The sequence below is a fragment of the Mesorhizobium sp. WSM4832 genome (assembly GCF_055811115.1).
Window position 1 is genome coordinate 65,420 of record NZ_JBVVQH010000012.1, and the last position, 17,909, is coordinate 83,328.

Sequence of the window (17,909 nt, forward strand, 5' to 3'; positions counted from 1 at the left end):
GCGGTTTTGGGAGAACGCCATGCATAAAAGCAAGAACTGAAAGCACGTCGCATAGCCGCTTCGCCAGCTGTCGCCTCAGACCACCTCCACGGCCGCCGCGAACACATAGCCGGCGCCGCGTTCGGTGACGATGAGCTCCGGCTCGCTGGGATTTACCTCGAGCTTGCGGCGTAGCCGCAGGATCTGCACGTCGATGCTGCGGTCGAACACCTCCTCGTCGTGCATCCTGCTCGCGGCAAGAAGCTGCTCGCGGCTGAGTATCTGCTGCGGCGATCTGAGGAAGGCCGCCAGGAGGTTGAACTCGCCCGCGGTCAGCGGCGTCGCTTCGCCCGCTGGCGACTTGAGGTGTCTGCTGCGCATGTCGAGTTCCCAGCCGGAAAATCTGTAGCGCAAGTGCTTTCTGCCCTGCGGACGCCGTTGCGCCGCGCCCGATCGCCTGAGCACGGCGCGAACGCGCGCGAGCAACTCTCTGAGGCTGAAGGGCTTGGTTATGTAGTCGTCCGCTCCAAGCTCCAGGCCGACGACGCGATCCACCTCGTCGCGCCTGTGGCCGGTGATGATGACGATGGGCGCTTCCGGCGGGCTGCCAAGTCTGCGCATGATGTCGAACCCGTCCTCGTCGGCAAGCTTCATGTCGAGGATCATCAGGTCGACGGTCCTTTCGTGAAGGACGCGCGACATGGCCCGGCCGTCGGCGACGGCGCTGACCCTGAAGTTCTCGCCCTCGAGGTAGTTGGCGAGCATGGCGCGCATGTCGGGATCATCGTCGACGACAAGGATATGCTTCCCCGCCGCTCCCGCTTCTATTCTGCCTTTTGCCTGTTCTTCGTGGCGTGCATTTTGTTCGCTAGACATCTCGCACTGTCCGCAAGCATGGAACCCATGGCCTCGACGTTGCTTTATTAAACGTCGATTTGCGGCGATCTGTTGGTAAGCGCCGGTGATCTTCCTGATCGAATACCGAAGGCTCGCTCGATGGCGCATGAGCAGACTGGTAAATTCCGGGCAGGGTTTTTTGTTCCGCTTTGCCTGGCAGCGGCGGCGCCTTTTGCCTTGATCGAGGCCGGTCGGCCAGCTCCCGAAATGGGTGAGCCGATCGCGCCGGTAGCGGATGCCGGACCCGCCGACCAGGCCAGGATAGCGCTCGGCGAGCGGCTCTTCAACGATCCGCGGCTGTCGCATGGCGATACGGTCGCCTGCAGCTCCTGCCACAGGCTCGATCTCAGCGGCGACGACGGCCAACCGCGTTCGGTGGCGGCGAGTGGCGAGCGCCTCGACTTCAACGCGCCGACCGTCTTCAATGCGGCGCTCGATTTCCGCCTCAACTGGCGCGGCAATTTCCGCAGCTTCGAAGAGCAGAACGAGGCGGCCCTGCTTGACAAAAGGCTGATGAACACGAGCTGGGACGAATTGCTCGCCAAGCTGCGCGCGGATCCGGACTATTCGCGAAGCTTCGCCGGCGCCTACAGCGCCGCGCCAGGCCGCACGGGCGTGCTCGACGCGCTCGCCGCCTTTCAACGCTCGCTCATCACGCCCGATGCCCCGTTCGACCGCTACCTCAAGGGCGAGCGCGACGCCATCACCCGCGACGAGGAGCATGGCTATCGGCTGTTCAAGGCTTACGGCTGCATCGCTTGTCACCAGGGCGTCAATGTCGGCGGCAACCTGTTCCAGAAGTTCGGCATCTTCCAGGATCCGTTTGCCGGGCAGAAGACAGTCACCACGGCGGACCTCGGCCTCTTCGCCATCACCGGCGTCGAGGCCGATCGCCATGTGTTCCGCGTTCCGAGCCTGCGCAATGTCGCCGTGACGGCACCGTATTTCCACGACGGTCGCACTGCCTCGCTTGGCGAAGCGGTGCGGATCATGGCGCGCAACCAGCTCGGCCGGGAGCTCGACTGGCGCGATGTCAACCTGATTGTCCAATTCCTTGGCACGCTGACGGGCCGCTACCTCGGCAAGCCGTTGACCAGCGCCGCCGATCATCCGCAGCAATGAAGTCGCTTCCGATCCTGGCGCCGGTCGTCGCCTGCCTGCTCATCGTGCTCACCTATCTTCTGGTGCAGGGCGCGGCGCCCGATGCCGTGCGCCACGAACGCACCCTCGACGCCCTCAGGACCGTCATTCTTTATAACGCCGCCCTCCAGCGCGACGTGCTGAGGGCGCGGACAGGCCTGCTGCGCGACTACGACCCGCTCGTCCGTTCGGTCGGCAGACTGGACGAGGCGACCAGCAGCCTGCCCATCGCCCGCGACGTCGCGGGCGGTGAGGCCCAGGCCGACATCGACCAGCGTGTCACGGGGGTCACGGCTGCGGTGCGCGAAGAGGAAGCACTTGTCGAGGCGTTCAAGTCGGACAATGCGCTGCTGCAGAATTCCCTGAACTATTTCAATTATATGAGCAGCCGGCTTGCGACCGAGGGCGGCGGTCTACGGGCGGTCGAGATCGGAGTTCTCACGACGGCGATGTCGCGTTTCATCGGCGATCCCCAGCCTGAGGCGGCGAAGGCGGTGGCCGCCGCGCTCGACCGGCTGGAAAGACCCTCCGTCGACACCTCGTCCGCAAGCGATATCGGCTCGCTTGTGTCGCACGCCCGGCTCATCGTCGCGCGGTTGCCGGCGGTCGACGATCTCGTTGCGCGTCTGCAGGCCGCCCCGACCAGCGAGCGGGCTCGCGCGCTGCAGGACGTCTATCTCCAGGCGCACGGACGAGTGGCAGCCAGAGCCTCGCTGTTCCAGGCGCTGCTTTATGCCGCCGCGCTGATCCTTGTGGGCTATGTGGCCTATCTGCTGGCGCGCCTGCGCCGCAACGCGCAGATCCTGCGCGAGCGGCTGGAGTTCGAGCGCCTGATCGCCTCGATCTCGTCCCAGTTCATCAACTTGCCGCGCGACCGCATCCGCACCGAAATCAGCGAGGGCCTCGCGCGCCTCGTGGCACAGGCCGGGCTCGACGGCGCGCAGATCGTCGTCAGCCGCGCGGGCGACACCGGCCCGTCTAGCGGCTACGTCTATCGTCGCCCGGGCATAGACATGCCGGCGCGTTCTGCCAACGACACGATCGAGCTCGCTTCGCGCTGGACGCTCACGGAGCACGAGCGTCAAGGCTGCATCTCGATCCCCCATGTCGGCGAGCTCCCGGAGGGCCCGGAGAAGGCACGGCTCGAAGCCGACCGGCTTCGCTCCTGGCTGTGCATCCCGCTCTGGCATACCGGGGAGCGACTGGGTTTCCTGGCGCTCGACGCCGTCACGCATGAAAGACATTGGGCGGACGACGACATCGCTCTCCTGCGCACCGCCGCCGAGATCTTCGCCAACGCCATCGCCCGCGAGCGGAGCGAGCGCGAACGTGAGGCGCTGCAGGCCCGGCTCAACCAGTCGCAGCGGCTGGAGGCGATCGGGACGCTCGCGGGCGGCATAGCGCACGAGTTCAACAACATCCTCGGCGCCATTCTCGGCTATGGCGAGATGGCGCTAGCGGTGCTGCTCAAGGATTCGCGCGCGCGGCGCTATGTCCAGCAGATCATGAAGGCGGGCGGCCGGGCACAGGATGTCACCGAGCAGATCCTTGCCTTCGGCCGCCGCAGCGAGCGGCAGCACCGCGCGCTGCGGGTGGAACCCGTGGTTGCGGAGGCGGTCGACCTGCTGCGCGCCTCGTTCCCCGCCACGCTTTCGGTAAGGACGCATCTTTCCGCCGGCGACGCCGCAATGATAGGCGATCCGACCGAGCTTCAGCAGGTGGTCATGAATCTCGGTACGAACGCTGCGCAGGCGATGAACAATCGCGGCGTGTTGCGGATCGGTCTCGGCACGACGGACCTTGCGGAGCCCAGGATGCTGTCGCATGCCAGCCTAGCCCCCTCCCGCTATATCCGCCTTTGCGTCAGCGACGACGGCAGCGGCATGGATCAGGCGACGCTGGAGCGCATCTTCGAGCCGTTCTTCACCACCAAGCCGGCGGGGCAGGGAACCGGGCTCGGCCTGTCTACGGCGCACGGCATCATCGCAGCGCACGGGGGCGCGGTGGATGTGAGGAGCAAGATCGGCGAAGGCACGACGTTCGAAATCTACTTTCCGCGGATCGATGGCGCGGCTGCCGATGCGCCTGATAGCGAGGCGGAACCCACCGAGACACCGGTCGAGTATGGCAATGGCGAGACGATCCTTGTCGTCGACGATGACACGCCGCTCATGCAGCTTGCCGAAGAGATGCTGGCCGCGCTCGGTTACGAGCCGGTCGGCTTCGACCGCACGCCTGCCGCGCTCAAGGCGTTCCGCGCCGAGCCGGAGCGCTTCGACCTCGTGCTGACCGACGAGGTGATGCCTGAGATGACGGGCATCGAGCTCTCCGGCCAGCTGCATCGCATTCGGCCGGATCTGCCGGTCGTGCTGATGACCGGCTACGGCCGGCCGCTGAGATCGCGTCAACTGACGGCCGCCGGCATAAGCGAAGTCATCAAGAAGCCGCTGCTGTCGGCCGCCGTCGCGCAGTGCCTCGCCCGTCATCTGCACTGAATGCCGACGGTGACCGGGCGATCGGCTGCCGTCTGCGTTACGATTGTAACCAGACTCTCGCCTCGTGAAATCAACCCGTAGCGGGCTTCCCCGACAGTCCCTGCCGTAACCTGGGCCGCGATCCGGGATCTTTCGATCCGGAAAGATCGCGGCCGATCAATCGGATGGAGCCGCGTCCCGGTTCAACGGATCAGGCTCCGGAGCCAGGAGGACAGTCATGGACACGCGCATCACCGAGGCGACGAAAGCGGCGGCGGGAGCGAAGGACGTCACGGAACTCTCGCCTGAAGGCATCATGCAACTGGGTCTCGGCTTCTGGGCGTCGAAGACGTTACTGAGCGCCGTCGAGCTCGGCCTTTTCACCGAGCTGGCCGCCGGGCCCCTCGATTGCGAGACGCTGCGAAGCCGTCTCGGATTGCATGAGCGCGGCGCGCGCGACTTCTTCGACGCGCTGGTGGCGCTGCGCATGCTGGAGCGCGACGGCGGCGTCTACCGCAACACCATGGCGACCGACCGCTACCTCGACCGCAACAAAGCGACCTATGTCGGCGGCATGCTCGCCGGGGCAGGGCAGCGGCTCTACGCCAACTGGGGCTCGCTCACCGAGGCGCTGAGGACCGGCAAGCCGCAGAACGGCACCGAGGACGGCGAGGACCTCTTCGAGATGCTGTTCTCGGACCCGGAGAAAGTGGAGTTGTTCGCCAAGGCGATGACCGGCGGCAGCCTTCAGGCGGCGGAAGCGCTCGCCCGTCAATTTCCCTGGGCGAACTATGACACTTTCATCGATATCGGCACGGCCGAAGGCAGGCTTCCGGTCGAGGTCGTACGCCTCCATTCGCATCTCACCGGCGGCGGCTTCGACCTGCCGCCGATGCGGCCGGTGTTCGAAGCCTATGTCAAGCACCATGCGCTGGCGGACAGGCTGAGCTTCTATTCCGGCGATTTCCTCGCTGGGCCGCTGCCTTCCGCCGAAGTGCTGGTGATGGGGCACATCCTCCACGACTGGAACCTGGATGTGAAGCGCAAGCTGCTTGCCAAGGCTTGGGCGGCGCTGCCCAAGGGCGGCGCGCTCATCGTGTACGACCAGATCATCGACGACGAGCGGCGGGTGAATGCCGCAGGGCTGCTGATGAGCCTCAACATGCTGGTCAACACCAATGGCGGCTTCGACTACACCCGCGCCGAGGGCATCGGCTGGGTACGGGAGGCTGGTTTTGCCGAGGTGCGCTGCGAGCATCTCGCCGGGCCTCATTCGATCATTGTGGGGATCAAGTGACGGGGTCTGCCGGTCGACGAACGACCCAATCGGCGAAAGACAGCGAACAGGATTCTCAGCGAAAGAGGAGAGATTCATGGACAAAAGGCTTGCCAATTTCGGCATGGGCGTCGAGGCGCCCGCGACCGATCCGCGCCCTTACGCGCTAGGCTATTCCACGCGCGAGCTGCAGCGGCTGGCGCTGCAGGGCGCGCTGATCCGCGACTTCACGCAGGACGTGCTGCGCCGTGCCGGAATTCAGCCGGGCATGCGCGTGCTCGATATCGGCTGCGGCGTGGGCGACGTGTCGCTGCTGGCCGGCAAGATGGTCGGTCCCCGCGGTATGGTGCTTGGCGTCGACCGTTCGCCGGAGGCCATAGACATAGCGGAGCGCCGCGCCACCGAGGCCGGGCAATGCTACTGGACCCGGTTCGCCGCGGAAGATCTCGACGCTTTCGCATGCGATGAAACCTTCGATGCCGTGATCGGCCGGCTTGTTCTGATGTATTTGCCCGATCCTTCCGCGACACTCAGGCGGCTTGCCGGCCATGTCAGGCCCGGCGGCATCGTCGCCTTCCAGGAACTGGCCACGCCCCTCACGCGCAGCTTTCCCGAGGGACCGTTGTTCAGCCGATGCGTCGGCTGGATCTCCGACACCATCGAACGCGCCGGTTTCGAGGTCGACATGGGCAGCAGGCTGCCGATGACCTTCGCTGCCGCGGGGCTCCCGGCGCCGCAGATGATTTCCGCCGGTCTAGCCGGCAGCGGGCCGGCCTCGCCGCTCTACAACTATATCTCGGAAACCCTGCGCAGCCTGCTGCCGATGGCCGAGCGCCTGGGCATCGCGACGGCTGAAGAGATCGGGATCGACACCTTGGCCGAACGGCTGTGCCGTGAAGCGGTCGAACAGCGGGCATGCGTGATGACGCCCCCGTTCGTCGGCGCATGGACGAATATACCGTCATGGTAGGGCGAGGCGAGCGTCCGGTGCTCGGCTAAAGATGCACGAAGGCCGTCAGCGGCAGGTGGTCTGAGGCGACGCGCGACAACGGCGTGTCATGCGCCTCCACCGCTGAGACCAAATCGTGCCGGTTGCCCATGATGCGGTCGAGCGCCAGCACCGGCAGCCCTGATGGGAAAGTGGGCACCGCCGGCGGCGTCGGCCCGAAGGTCGCGTGCAGCGTGTTCAGCGCCGAGCGGTTGCCGAGCCGCCATTCGTTGAGGTCGCCGAGCAGCAGCGTCGGCCTTTCGTCGGCGCTGCTCATGATGTCGTGCACGACGCGGGCCTGTTCGGAGCGCGAGCGGCGCAGCAGGCCGAGATGCGCGGCAATGACGCGCAGGCTCCGTTTCTCGTCGAAATCGATCTCGGCGACCAGCGCGCCGCGCGGCTCCAGTCCCGGCAGCTTGATCTGGTGGACATCGCGCACCGTGCCGCGCTTGAACAGGAGCACGTTGCCGCGCCAGCCATGCCCCTTGCCGTTTCCGCTGATCGGCACCGGCACCAGTCCCGTCTCCAGTTCCAGGCGGGCAAGGTCCAGCAGCCCCGCCTTGTCGCCGAAGCGGTTGTCGGCTTCCTGCAGCGCGATCACGTCGGGGCTGATTTCGCGGATGACGCGCGCCGTCCGTTCGGGATCGAATCTGCGGTCGGTGCCGATGCATTTGTGAACGTTGTAGGAGGCCACGACGATTTCGGCGCCGTCGACGCGCTTGCGCGGCGTTGCTTTCGCCTTGCGCGCGCTTCTGCCGCGGATCGTAAGCAGCACGGTCTCCGGCAGGCTGCGTCCTTTTATATCGTCTATCTCCATGGTCCCGATGCTCGATTTCCTGCTCTAAAGATAGGGCGAACCCAGCCACAGCACACGGTCGAAGACGCGGATTATGAATGGCCTTGCTTTCAGCGTCTGCAGGGTCACCGGCTGGGCAGTGGAGATGGCAGCCGCGATGCGTGCGTCGATCTCGGCTGCGAAGTTTTGATCCAGGACTTCCATGTCGATCTCGAAATTCAGCCTCAGCGAGCGGGAGTCCAGATTGGAAGAGCCGACATAGGCCCACACGCCGTCGATCGCCATCAGCTTCGAATGGTCGAACGAGCCTTCGTGGCGCCAGACGCGGCAATAATGCTTCAAAACCTGGTCGAACTGGGCCGTCATCGCATGATCGACGAGGAAAAGGTTGTTCACCGCCGGCACGACGATGTCGATTTCGACGCCGCGGCGGCCGGCCGTGGTCAGCGCGCTGATGAATTCCCGGTCCGGCAGGAAATAGGGCGACATGATGCGGATCGATTTGCGCGCCACTGAAAAGGCGCCCATCAGCAGCTTCAGGTTGGTTTCGTTCGAGGCGTCCGGCCCAGTTGCCACCGCGCGCACCAGCATCGGCTGCCCGGGCGGCGGCGCTGCCCGCTCGACCTGCCAGGGCCCGTCTTTCAAGGCCTCGTTGCCGGCGAAGCGCCAGTCCTCGGCGGCAACCGAGAACAGGTCGGCCACCACCGGCCCGGTGACCTCGAAATGCGTGTCCCGCGAGCTTTCGGAGCCGGCGAATTCGGCGGAGAATCCCTTGCGGATGTTCATGCCTCCCATGAATGCCACCGTGCCGTCGACGATCAGGATCTTCCTGTGCGTCCTGAGGTTGGCATAGGGAAGTCTCAGCCCCATGACGATGTTGCCGTTGAAGAGATCGACGGTGACGTCGGCTTCCCTGAGTTGCTTCAGGATGCTGGGCACCGAGTAGCGCACGCCGACGGCGTCGATCAGCACCCGCACGGTGACACCGCGCTTGACGGCGTTGCCGAGCGACTGGACGAACAGCGCCCCGACAGCGTCACTGTCGAAAATATAGGTTTCCAGAAGCACGCTTCTTTGCGCAGCGTCGATCGCCCGGCACATCGCCGCATAGGCCTCGTCGCCGGTCTTGAGCACGGCGATGGTGTTTCCCGATGTGAGCGGACGCCGCGCCACCCTGTCGCCGAGCGTCTTCAGCCCGGTGAAACGCTGGCCAAATTCCGTGCTGATCAAGGCTTCGAGCGCGACATCGCGATCGTGCCTCGCCGCCTCGCTTGAGACGGGGCGCATGGCGCTGATCGTCGCCCGGCGGATGCGGTTGATGCCGGCAATGGCGTAGATGATCGCGCCGAGGAAAGGCGAGAGCAGCATCACGCCCACCCAGCCGGTGGCCGCGCGCACATCCTCCTTGGTCATGATGGCATGCACGATGCCCACCGCCGCCATCGCCAGCGAGAGGATCAGGATAAGCGTCGACCAGTGACTCGCAATCGCCTCGAACATCGCCCCGACTATTGTGCGGGCGAGGGCGGAAGGCAATGCGGTGGTTCAAAGCGATTGCCCAGGAAAGGATACTGGAGGTTTCCGGCCGGGACTGTGTGAACGGGTGTTGGGAGGGGGGCGGCGGCTCTACGCTATCGGCGTGGCTCAACTGTTTTGGCCGCAGTGCTCAGTTGGCGAGCGTGGAGGCCAGCGACGCACGGGCACTGTCAATCGAGCGATTGGCGTGTAACAGTATCTGCTAATATCCGTCAGGCAGGTATGCAAGGCCTCCCCAAAACTCTCGGCGGGATGTCTGTTGAGGGAAGAGGTCGAAATGTCAGGCTCAGTAGAAATGGACCTCGTAAGTCGTCTTGGAGCCGCCGACAGAAAAATTGCCGAACTGGAAATCGCGAAGGCCGCTGCGGCGGCTGAAATTGACCGACTTTCCGCCGAAAACAACCGCCTGTTCCAAATCGCCGAGCAACGCGCAAAGGAACTCGCCATTCTCAACAGCGTCGGCGAGGCCATGGCGAAGGCGCTGAATGTCAAGACAGTGACCCGCATCGTCGGCGATAAGGTGCGCGAAATATTCGGCGCGGACATCACCGAAATCCTGTTGCGCGACGAGGCGTCAGACATGATCACCGTCCCGTATTCATTTTACCGTGAGTACCAGGACGTGGAGCCCTTCACTTTGGGCGCGGGACTTACCTCGAAGGTCATTCTCTCTGGAAAACCGCTGATTCTCGCGACGTTCGAGCAGTCCCTCGAGTTCGATGTGATCGCACTCACCGAAGCGGAGCGATCAGAATCATACATAGGCGTGCCGATCATCGCCGGAGGCAGAACTCTAGGCGTCGTCAGCGTGCAGAGTTACCAAAAGAACGCGTTCAGCGAAGACCACGTGCGTCTTTTGCAAGCGCTCTCGTCAAGCATGGGTGTTGCCATCTCCAACGCTCGCCTTTTCGATGAGACACAGCGACTGTTGAAAGTATCAGAGGACCGCGCAAAGGAGCTTGCAATCCTCAACAGCGTCGGCGAGGCGATGGCGAAGACGCTGAATGTCAAGACAGTGACCCGCATCGTCGGTGACAAGATCCGCGAAATATTCGGCACGGACGTTACCGAAATCCTGTTGCGCGATGAAGCATCCGGCCTGATCACCGTACCCTATGCGTTTCACAAGGACTATCGGGACCCCGAGCCATTTGCGATGGGTGAGGGCCTGACCTCCAAGGTCATATTGTCGGGCAAGCCGCTGGTTTTGGGTTCGAGCGAGCAACACATTGAGTTGGGCGCTCTCATGCCTACGGAGGAGGACAGGACCGAATCCTACCTAGCTGTGCCGATCATCGCCGGAGACAGAACTCTGGGCGTCGTCAGCGTGCAGAGCTACGAGAAGAACGTCTTCAATGAAGATCATGTGCGTCTGTTGCAGGGGCTCTCATCCGGCATGGGCGTTGCCATCGCCAACGCCCACCTCTTCGACGAAACTCAGCGTCTGCTGAAAGTGACCGAGGATCGCGCAAAGGAACTGGCCATTCTCAACAGCGTCAGCGAAGCGATGACGAAGTCGCTGAACCTGGACACCGTTATTCGCCTCGTGGGCGACAAGGTGCGGGAAGCCTTCGGCACCGAGGTCAGTGAAATTCTATTGCACGATAGCGAGTCCGGGCTGATCCATGTCCCTTATGCATACTTCAGGGAGCATAGGTCCATTGATCCATTTCCAATGGGCATAGGAGTGGCGTCAAAGATCATCACAACAGGCAAGCCATTGGTTTTTGGCACTCTGGAGGATGGAAAAGAGCTGGGAGCTTACTTTCCAAACGAAGAGGATAGGACTGCGTCCTACATAGGCGTTCCAATCAACTCTGGTGAAAGAACACTGGGTGTTCTCAGTGTGCAGAGCTATCAGAAGCATGCTTTCGACGAAAACCACGTGCGCCTGCTGCAGACGGTCGCCTCCAACATGGGCGTTGCGGTCGCCAATGCACGCCTTTTTGACGAAACCCAGCGTCTGCTCAAGGTGACCGAAGCCCGCGCCGCCGAATTGGGCGCCATCAGCGCGGTCAGTCAGGCGCTCATCGCGGAATCGGAACTCGAAAGCACGATCCAGCTGATCGGCAACCAGATGCAGGAAATCTTCAACGCCGACATCGTTTATGTCGCCCTGCTCGACTCGGAAACCAAGCTGATCCATTTCCCCTATCAGTTTGGCGAATCCTTCACCACGCTCACTCTCGGCGAAGGGCTGACAAGCAAGATCATAGAGACCGGCCAGCCGCTGCTCATCAATCAGGACGTGGCGGAACGGGGCGCGCAGATCGGCGCCACGCCCGTCGGCAAGGATGCCTTGTCCTACCTTGGCGTTCCGATCAAGACGGTGCAAGGCACCGTGGGCGTGATCAGCGTGCAGAGCACCACGCGTGAGGGCATATTCACCGACGACTCGCTACGCTTGCTCGCCACGATCGCCGCCAACGCCGGTGCGGCCTTGCACAACGCGCAGCTATTCACCGAGCTCAAGCAACTGTCCCTGGCGCTGCAGCAGGCAAAGGAAGCGGCCGAGGCGGCAAATGAGGCGAAGAGTTCGTTTCTGGCGACCATGAGCCACGAAATCCGCACGCCAATGAACGGCGTGATCGGAATGAGCAACTTGCTGCTCGGCACAAACCTCGACTCTGAACAACGCGAGATTAGCGAGACGATCAGCCAGAGCGGAGAGGCACTGCTGACGATCATCAACGACATACTCGATTTTTCCAAAGTCGAGGCTGGCAAGCTGGAGCTCGATCCAAGGCCCTTCGAACTGCGGGAATGCCTTGAGAGCGCGATTGACCTGGTAGCCTCCAAGACCGCGGAGAAGGGGCTCGACCTAGCCTGCCTGGTGGAGCCCGGTACTCCTGACGGGATTGTCGCAGATAGCACCAGGCTGCGACAGATTTTGCTCAATTTCCTCAACAATGCTGTGAAATTCACTGAGCGGGGTGAAATTGTACTATCAGTGATGAAAGTTCTGCCCGCAGCTGAGGGCGCGGGAACAGCCCACAGCGGAAGCGAAGAGGGCTTGTCCACCCTGCAGTTTGCAGTACGCGATACCGGCATCGGTATTCCCGGGGACCGATTGGATCGCTTGTTCAAGTCTTTCAGCCAAGTCGATGCCTCGACGACGCGGCGCTATGGCGGAACCGGGCTAGGGTTGGCGATTAGCAAACGCCTGGCGGAACTGATGGGCGGGGAAGTATGGGTGGAAAGTGTCGAAGGGTCGGGTACGACATTCTTCTTCACGATCCGCGCTGCCGTTGCGCCCGCTCCCAGGCAAGCGCAAATGTCTGTGGCCAAAGTTGAACTCGCAGGCAAGCGGTTGCTGATCGTTGACGACAACGCAACCAACCGGCGCATCCTGTCTCTGCAGGCCCAATCCTGGGCCATGGTTCCATACACAACCGAATCGCCCCTGGACGCATTGAGCAGGATTTCGAGCGGCGAAAATTATGACGCCGTCGTGCTCGACATGAACATGCCGGAGATGGACGGAATAGAGCTGGCCAAACGATTACGTGAGCTTGGTCAAACGGGTGACCTTCCCCTGATCTTGTTGAGTTCCCTGGTGCCTCTCGACGAGAGAAACAAGGCGGATATCGAGAGCATCAAATTTGCGGCCATGCTCCCTAAGCCGATCAAGCCCTCGCCACTCCTCAATGCTTTCATGTCGGTCTTTGCCGGGGCCCCCACGCGGCCCACCCGGACCGACCAGTCGAAGGGATCCGCGCTCGATAGTACGATGGCGGAAAAATTTCCGCTTCGCATACTGCTTGTCGATGACAACAACACCAATAGAAAGCTCGGCTTCAAAGTACTGGAGCGCCTTGGTTACCGACCGGACCTGGCAATTGACGGCCGTTCGGCAGTATCCAAATACACGCAAGGCAGCCATGACGTCATTTTGATGGATATCGAAATGCCGGACATGGACGGTCTTGAGGCAACAAGATTGATCCGGGCGTCCGGTATCCAGGATGCGCGCCAGCCGTTTATCGTGGCCCTCACCGCCAACGCCATGGCCGGCGATAGGGAGAGGTATCTCTACGCCGGCATGGACGACTATCTCAGCAAGCCGCTGCGCGTCGAGGACCTCATCGCTTCGTTGCATAAGGCGGTGCTAGCTGGTGGGCGCAGACCCGCTGGCGCTGCAAAGGATTTCGCGGTGCCCGGCATACCAGGGCCGTGAAGGGGCAAATTAGGGGCCTGGCGCGATAACTCTAGGCGCCGTGGCGGCATTGTTTTCGAATTATGCGCTACCGCTAAATTAGAATTGCTGCGATATTCCGTCTTCTTGAGCGCATGGGGACATTGATAATCTCGGAACGTGGTTCGATTTTCTATCTCACTTCAATAACAAACTGGAGAAGCTCGCGGTCTGGGCTGAGGAGCCTGGAGATAGCGGCACATTGGGGGTCGTTTTGGCTATCGAAAGAGGGGCGCTTGCAAAGCTTCGCGAGCTTGTAGGCGGCGGGGAAGCTGATCTGGTGGAACTGGTGGAGTCCTTCCTCGAAGAGGGGCCTTCCATCATGCAAGACTTGCAGGTTTCTGCCGGGGCCTCGGACCTGGCTGCTGCCCGCAGAGCCGCGCATTCTCTCAAATCCAATGCCAGGGACATGGGGGCCAACGACCTCGCCGAAATCTGCGCTCGACTGGAGCGGCGCTGCGAAAGCGGGGAACCACCGGATTTGCTGCAGATCGATAGCGCGCGGAACGCCTTCGATGTGGCCATCACGGAGCTTCGAGATATCTTCGGTTTGGGAGGGCGTCGTGAGTAGCCCAGGCAAGATCCTTATTGTAGACGACTCCCGGAGCATACGGATCAAGCTCAAGAAGTCGGTCGAAGCGCTCGGACATCAGGCCGAGGCGGTTGAGAGTGGCCGCGAGGCGCTCGACCGTCTTGCGGGCGAAAGCTTCGATCTCATTCTTCTCGATATCATAATGCCGGTGATGGACGGCTTCGAGGTGCTCAAGAGCCTCAAGGCGTCCTCCAGGACTCGGGATGTGCCGGTCATCGTGATTTCTGCACTCGATGACGAGATGAGCAGCGTCGTCAAGGCGATTGAACTTGGCGCCGAGGACTTTCTGCCCAAGAATTTTGAACTCGCTCTCCTCAAGGCACGCGTTGCCACCTGCATAGAGAAGAAAAGACTCCGCGACGTTGAGACGGAATATCTGCGGCAGGTGGCCAAGTTGACCAAGGCGGCCGCCACCCTGGAAACCGGGCGGTTCAATCCTTCGAAGCTCGGCATCCGCGATGTGGCAAGCCGTACAGATGGTCTCGGCAAGCTCGCCACGGTGTTCGCGACAATGGCCCAGAAGGTCTACGAGCGCGAGCGAAAGATGCGGCAGAATATCCGCACGTTTCGTGGCGCTCTGCTGCTGCTCGCATGCGGTGGGTTATGGGGCGTTGTCGTGCCACTTTCTAAGATGGCATCGCTTGTCGAGGCTCATCCGGTCGGATTGGCAATCCTAATTGACATCATCGGAGCTGTGTTCTGCATCGGGATAAGCGTGAAGCAGAAGACAATGCCGAGCCTCAAGGATCTCACGCGAACGGATTGGAAGTTCATACTTGGTTTTGCGTTTATCAGCTCCGTGATCAACCAAGTCCTGGTTTATTGGGTGGCAAGCAAGCTTCCAGCTTTTATCGTCTCCATTGTCATCGTGCTCGAGGGATTTGCCGTCTTCTTGTTCGCCGCCATGATGCGGACCGAAGCTCCGAATTTGAAGCGCTTTTTAGGGCTTGGATTGGGCCTCGTCGGCATCTTCATCATACTCCTCTACGGAGAGCCCGGGGAAATGGCCACCAGTTGGCTGTGGCTTGCCGTTGCTCTTGTGATCCCCGTCACTTACGCGACCGAAGATATTTACCTCTCGGAGTTCAAACCCGCCAGCATCGATAACGTCGCCCTGTTCGGCATCACGCTCGTTGTTTCGGTTTTGATGCTGATCCCACTTGCCACTTTTTACCAGGACTTCATACCGTTTGATTTGTTGACCGGTCGGCTTGGCGTCATCGTCTTGCTGATGGCTGCCGCCGGCAATTTGGCGATGCTGCTCTTCATTGTGTTGATCACCACCACGGGCGCCGTCTTCGCCAGCCAGAACGCCTATGCGGGGACAGCGGCCGGCATAGGCTGGAGCATGCTGTTGCTCGGAGAGTCGATACCAGCTCTGACCTGGGTCTCCCTGGCGCTGGTCGTTGTCGGTCTTCTGATGGTCGAGCCCAAGCAGGAGGCTGAGGAAGAACCGCCGCTGCTTGACGACTCTTTGGAGGAGTTCGTCCCGCGGCTCGACCTGGTCCCGTCCGCCACGGACTGAAAGATCGGCAAATGGTGGATCACGCCAAACCCGTCCACCTCGTAATTGTCCAACATCAGCGTGCCGCCTCGGTCGCGGTATGATGTCGGGCAGATCGGTCCTAGTCGGCTTACAGCTTCCTGAAGAAGCCCGACAGAATATTCGGACCCGCTTCTCCGGACCGTAGTCTGATCCCGTCCTCGAAACAGTTCAGCGTCACGCATTGAAAGCCGCTGGCCGTGAGGAGCGCCACCAGCGAGTCGCGGTCGAAGTGGTGCAGGTGCTCGTTGGGCAGGCGCATACGCCACGTCCGGAACCAGGCGTCGCCGTCGGCACCGAGCTCGCGCCAGCGGCAATAGGGGACAGCGATGGCCAGATGACGGGCCTGAAGGCGGGAGAGGAAACCCAAGTCCGGGATGTGCTCGAGCACGTCGAACATGGCGACGAGATCCCATGAACTGGCGAGCGCCTCATCCCAATCGACAAAGCGGATGCCCTTCGGCAGGGGAAATTCAGCGATATCGCAGCCGGCGCAGTCGGCGACCCCGGTAATCTTGGCTGCTTCGATGAACGTGCCCGTGCCGTATCCGATCTCCAGCACCGAGCGAGGAATCTCACCCGTGATTCCCAGCACCCAGCCAAGCCGCTGATATCCGAGCTTGATGGTCCGGTCGCTCAAATCCTCGTAGTAGGAAATGTATTTCTTGTCATATTTGATCGGTGTGAAGTCGATCTGGTGGATCACGCCAAACCCGTCCAACTCGTAATTGTCCAACATCAGCGTGCTGCCCCCGCATGCCGAATTCCTTACACGGCGGAGCTAAACACAACGTAACGAGACAACGGACCGGTTCCGTTGTTCGGGAGCGTCGGCGCCACCGGACGGCGATCAAATCATCGATCGTCGACGTCGGCTTCCCGAGCCAATCAGCAACGGCACCGCGCCTTTGCGGACTCTGCGCATATTCGGGTCAATGACACGCAGCCGCGGTCCTGAGCGCTTCGGCACGGGAAGGTGCGGGCAGATTCCCGATCCGCCGAACGGAAGCATAGAATCTTGGATAATCGCCGGAGCATAAGCCGAACAAGCGAAGAAACGCCGGAACCTCTTCACCGTAGACGGCAGTCGCCGCGAGCTTGGCGTTGTTGATCGGGCTGTCGAACCAGGCGTCGTATCCGCGATAGCCGGCCCAGCGCTTGTCGCGCATCTGCCGGTAGCGCGTCCGCAGCCTGTCGATGGCCGCTGCTTTGGCGGCCGCCATCTGCTCGGGGCTACGCGGGCTTCCATAGACCTGCCTCAACTCGTCCCGCGTTTTCGATATCAGTTCGAGAAAATCCGCCCTGCGCTTGCGATCGATCTCGTAACTGCGCAATCCGGCGCGATTGCCAGTGGCGCGGAGCCATTTCCTCGTGCCGCTGGTTTCGACGGCAACCGCGAAAGCCTCGTTGAACGCGGAGTCGCCGTTCACATAGATTTTCTGATGCGCCAGCTCATGGAAGACAAGGCTTGCGAGATAGGTGTCGTCCTGACGGAGCATGGTGCTGAGCAGCGGGTCGCTGAACCAGCCCAGCGTGGAATATGCCGTGATGCCTGTCACATAGACATCCAGCCCCTGTCGCTGCAGCTCAGCAGCATTTTTGAGCGCGTCTTTGCGCGAAAAATAACCCTTGTAGGGAACGCAGCCGAACACTGGAAAGCACCATGTTATCGGCGCGAGAGAGAATTGCGGCGCGGCAAAGACCGCCAGGGTCACATCGTTCCGACCGACGTCGACATAGCTGCGGTAGCTATTGTTGTCGGGCAGCGCCAGTTCTTCCGTGGCAAAGCGGCGTATGGCGCTTGCCGAGGTCAACTTGGTGCGCAGCGCCTTGGGCGTCAACGGATCACCGATCAGTTTTCCGACATTTTTGCGCGCCGCCATGATCTCAACATGACCCTCCAACGACTGCGCATAGTAGGAAATGCTGGTGCATCCGGTCACACCGAACACCATGATCGCCGCGGCAAGCAATCGAAAAACGCGCTTCAAAGCCTGCCCACCGCTTGCTCATCCCCATGGAGCAAATGTCTCCACTTGCTCCAATGTCTCAAACAGGCGCGCCTGTTTTCGTCAAGACCTGGAGGGCAGCGGGTCGGGCCTTCGATTTCTCAGTTGTCGTCAGGCCATGCGGCGCTCAACGGAGATCTCACCCCCGCCTCGCCACCAGTCGCAGCCACGGCGCGAGGTGAAACGCCGCCATCAAGAGATACATCGGCACCATGCCGCCGAGCATGGAGGCTCCGGGCCCGGACATGCACATCATGTCATGGCCGCCATAGGCAGCCGTCAGCAGCGCCATCGTGGCGAAGGTCGGTGCCGCGGCGAGGCAAAGCCAGTCGGCGAGGCCGAAGCCGCTCAGCCGAGGGGCGGGATTGTCGATGCTCATGATATCCACCTTCTGAAGCGGTCTGGTTTTTCCGGCCCATAGGAACTCGGGCGAAGCGATCGGCTCCGGCGGCGCGCGGTTCGCGCCGCCGGGTTAGCTTCGCGT

General features: G+C 62.0%; 13 protein-coding genes. 7 read left to right on the plus strand and 6 right to left on the minus strand.

Annotation, left to right across the window (positions count from 1 at the left end):
* Positions 1-75 precede the first annotated feature (75 nt).
* Entirely contained in the window at positions 76-855 is a 780-nt protein-coding gene (locus AC0L2L_RS18005) for a response regulator (RefSeq protein WP_473579913.1), read from the minus strand.
* A gap of 228 nt (positions 856-1,083) precedes the next feature.
* Between AC0L2L_RS18005 and AC0L2L_RS18010 the strand changes: the two genes are divergently transcribed.
* The 4 genes from AC0L2L_RS18010 to AC0L2L_RS18025 all read left to right on the plus strand — a co-directional run bounded on the left by AC0L2L_RS18010 (position 1,084) and on the right by AC0L2L_RS18025 (position 6,736).
* Complete coding sequence (locus AC0L2L_RS18010) at positions 1,084-1,998, plus strand: cytochrome-c peroxidase (RefSeq protein ID WP_473579914.1); 915 nt, start codon at positions 1,084-1,086, stop codon at positions 1,996-1,998.
* Positions 1,995-4,511: a two-component system VirA-like sensor kinase gene (locus AC0L2L_RS18015; RefSeq protein WP_473579915.1), complete on the plus strand. Its 2,517-nt coding sequence runs from the start codon at positions 1,995-1,997 to the stop codon at positions 4,509-4,511. The genes AC0L2L_RS18010 and AC0L2L_RS18015 overlap by 4 nt, the downstream gene beginning before the upstream one ends.
* Positions 4,512-4,728: 217 nt before the next feature.
* Positions 4,729-5,787 (plus strand): methyltransferase, encoded by a 1,059-nt coding sequence (locus tag AC0L2L_RS18020; protein WP_473579916.1) that lies wholly within the window; start codon positions 4,729-4,731, stop codon positions 5,785-5,787.
* Between the two features lie 76 nt (positions 5,788-5,863).
* Positions 5,864-6,736 carry a class I SAM-dependent methyltransferase gene (locus AC0L2L_RS18025; protein ID WP_473579917.1) on the plus strand — a complete coding sequence of 291 codons (873 nt, stop codon included), beginning with the start codon at positions 5,864-5,866 and terminating at the stop codon, positions 6,734-6,736.
* A 25-nt stretch (positions 6,737-6,761) separates the two neighbouring features.
* Here AC0L2L_RS18025 and AC0L2L_RS18030 read toward each other — a convergent pair whose 3' ends face one another.
* Complete coding sequence (locus AC0L2L_RS18030) at positions 6,762-7,571, minus strand: endonuclease/exonuclease/phosphatase family protein (protein WP_473579918.1); 810 nt, start codon at positions 7,569-7,571, stop codon at positions 6,762-6,764.
* A gap of 24 nt (positions 7,572-7,595) precedes the next feature.
* The gene (locus AC0L2L_RS18035) at positions 7,596-9,050 is read right to left on the minus strand and encodes a phospholipase D-like domain-containing protein (RefSeq protein WP_473580040.1); all 1,455 of its coding nucleotides are present in this window, start codon (positions 9,048-9,050) and stop codon (positions 7,596-7,598) included.
* 295 nt (positions 9,051-9,345) lie between these two features.
* On the opposite strand from AC0L2L_RS18035, the gene AC0L2L_RS18040 reads away from it, so the two are divergent.
* The 3 genes from AC0L2L_RS18040 (at position 9,346) to AC0L2L_RS18050 (ending at position 15,398) form a co-directional block, all read left to right on the plus strand.
* Positions 9,346-13,263 (plus strand): GAF domain-containing protein, encoded by a 3,918-nt coding sequence (locus AC0L2L_RS18040; protein ID WP_473579919.1) that lies wholly within the window; start codon positions 9,346-9,348, stop codon positions 13,261-13,263.
* Positions 13,264-13,495: 232 nt separating this feature from the next.
* Entirely contained in the window at positions 13,496-13,852 is a 357-nt protein-coding gene (locus tag AC0L2L_RS18045) for an Hpt domain-containing protein (RefSeq protein WP_473579920.1), read from the plus strand.
* Positions 13,845-15,398: a response regulator gene (locus AC0L2L_RS18050; protein WP_473579921.1), complete on the plus strand. Its 1,554-nt coding sequence runs from the start codon at positions 13,845-13,847 to the stop codon at positions 15,396-15,398. The genes AC0L2L_RS18045 and AC0L2L_RS18050 overlap by 8 nt, the downstream gene beginning before the upstream one ends.
* A gap of 109 nt (positions 15,399-15,507) precedes the next feature.
* Here the strand turns inward: AC0L2L_RS18050 and AC0L2L_RS18055 are convergent, their stop codons facing one another.
* From AC0L2L_RS18055 to AC0L2L_RS18065, 3 genes are all read right to left on the minus strand, one after another.
* Entirely contained in the window at positions 15,508-16,155 is a 648-nt protein-coding gene (locus AC0L2L_RS18055) for a class I SAM-dependent methyltransferase (protein ID WP_473579922.1), read from the minus strand.
* A gap of 193 nt (positions 16,156-16,348) precedes the next feature.
* Positions 16,349-17,371, minus strand: coding sequence for an aminopeptidase (locus AC0L2L_RS18060; protein WP_473580043.1), 1,023 nt, complete (start codon positions 17,369-17,371; stop codon positions 16,349-16,351).
* Positions 17,372-17,564: 193 nt separating this feature from the next.
* Positions 17,565-17,804: a hypothetical protein gene (locus AC0L2L_RS18065; protein WP_473579923.1), complete on the minus strand. Its 240-nt coding sequence runs from the start codon at positions 17,802-17,804 to the stop codon at positions 17,565-17,567.
* Positions 17,805-17,909 lie beyond the last annotated feature (105 nt).

What these genes read in the sequence shown, in the direction of transcription:
- AC0L2L_RS18065 (WP_473579923.1), bottom strand. Translation starts at nt 17,804, where the DNA reads ATGAGCATCGACAATCCCGCCCCTCGGCTGAGCGGCTTCGGCCTCGCC.
- AC0L2L_RS18015 (WP_473579915.1), top strand. Translation starts at nt 1,995, where the DNA reads ATGAAGTCGCTTCCGATCCTGGCGCCGGTCGTCGCCTGCCTGCTCATC.
- AC0L2L_RS18020 (WP_473579916.1), top strand. Translation starts at nt 4,729, where the DNA reads ATGGACACGCGCATCACCGAGGCGACGAAAGCGGCGGCGGGAGCGAAG.
- AC0L2L_RS18010 (WP_473579914.1), top strand. Translation starts at nt 1,084, where the DNA reads ATGGGTGAGCCGATCGCGCCGGTAGCGGATGCCGGACCCGCCGACCAG.
- AC0L2L_RS18035 (WP_473580040.1), bottom strand. Translation starts at nt 9,050, where the DNA reads ATGTTCGAGGCGATTGCGAGTCACTGGTCGACGCTTATCCTGATCCTC.
- AC0L2L_RS18030 (WP_473579918.1), bottom strand. Translation starts at nt 7,571, where the DNA reads ATGGAGATAGACGATATAAAAGGACGCAGCCTGCCGGAGACCGTGCTG.
- AC0L2L_RS18060 (WP_473580043.1), bottom strand. Translation starts at nt 17,371, where the DNA reads ATGGTGTTCGGTGTGACCGGATGCACCAGCATTTCCTACTATGCGCAG.
- AC0L2L_RS18025 (WP_473579917.1), top strand. Translation starts at nt 5,864, where the DNA reads ATGGACAAAAGGCTTGCCAATTTCGGCATGGGCGTCGAGGCGCCCGCG.
- AC0L2L_RS18055 (WP_473579922.1), bottom strand. Translation starts at nt 16,155, where the DNA reads ATGTTGGACAATTACGAGTTGGACGGGTTTGGCGTGATCCACCAGATC.
- AC0L2L_RS18005 (WP_473579913.1), bottom strand. Translation starts at nt 855, where the DNA reads ATGTCTAGCGAACAAAATGCACGCCACGAAGAACAGGCAAAAGGCAGA.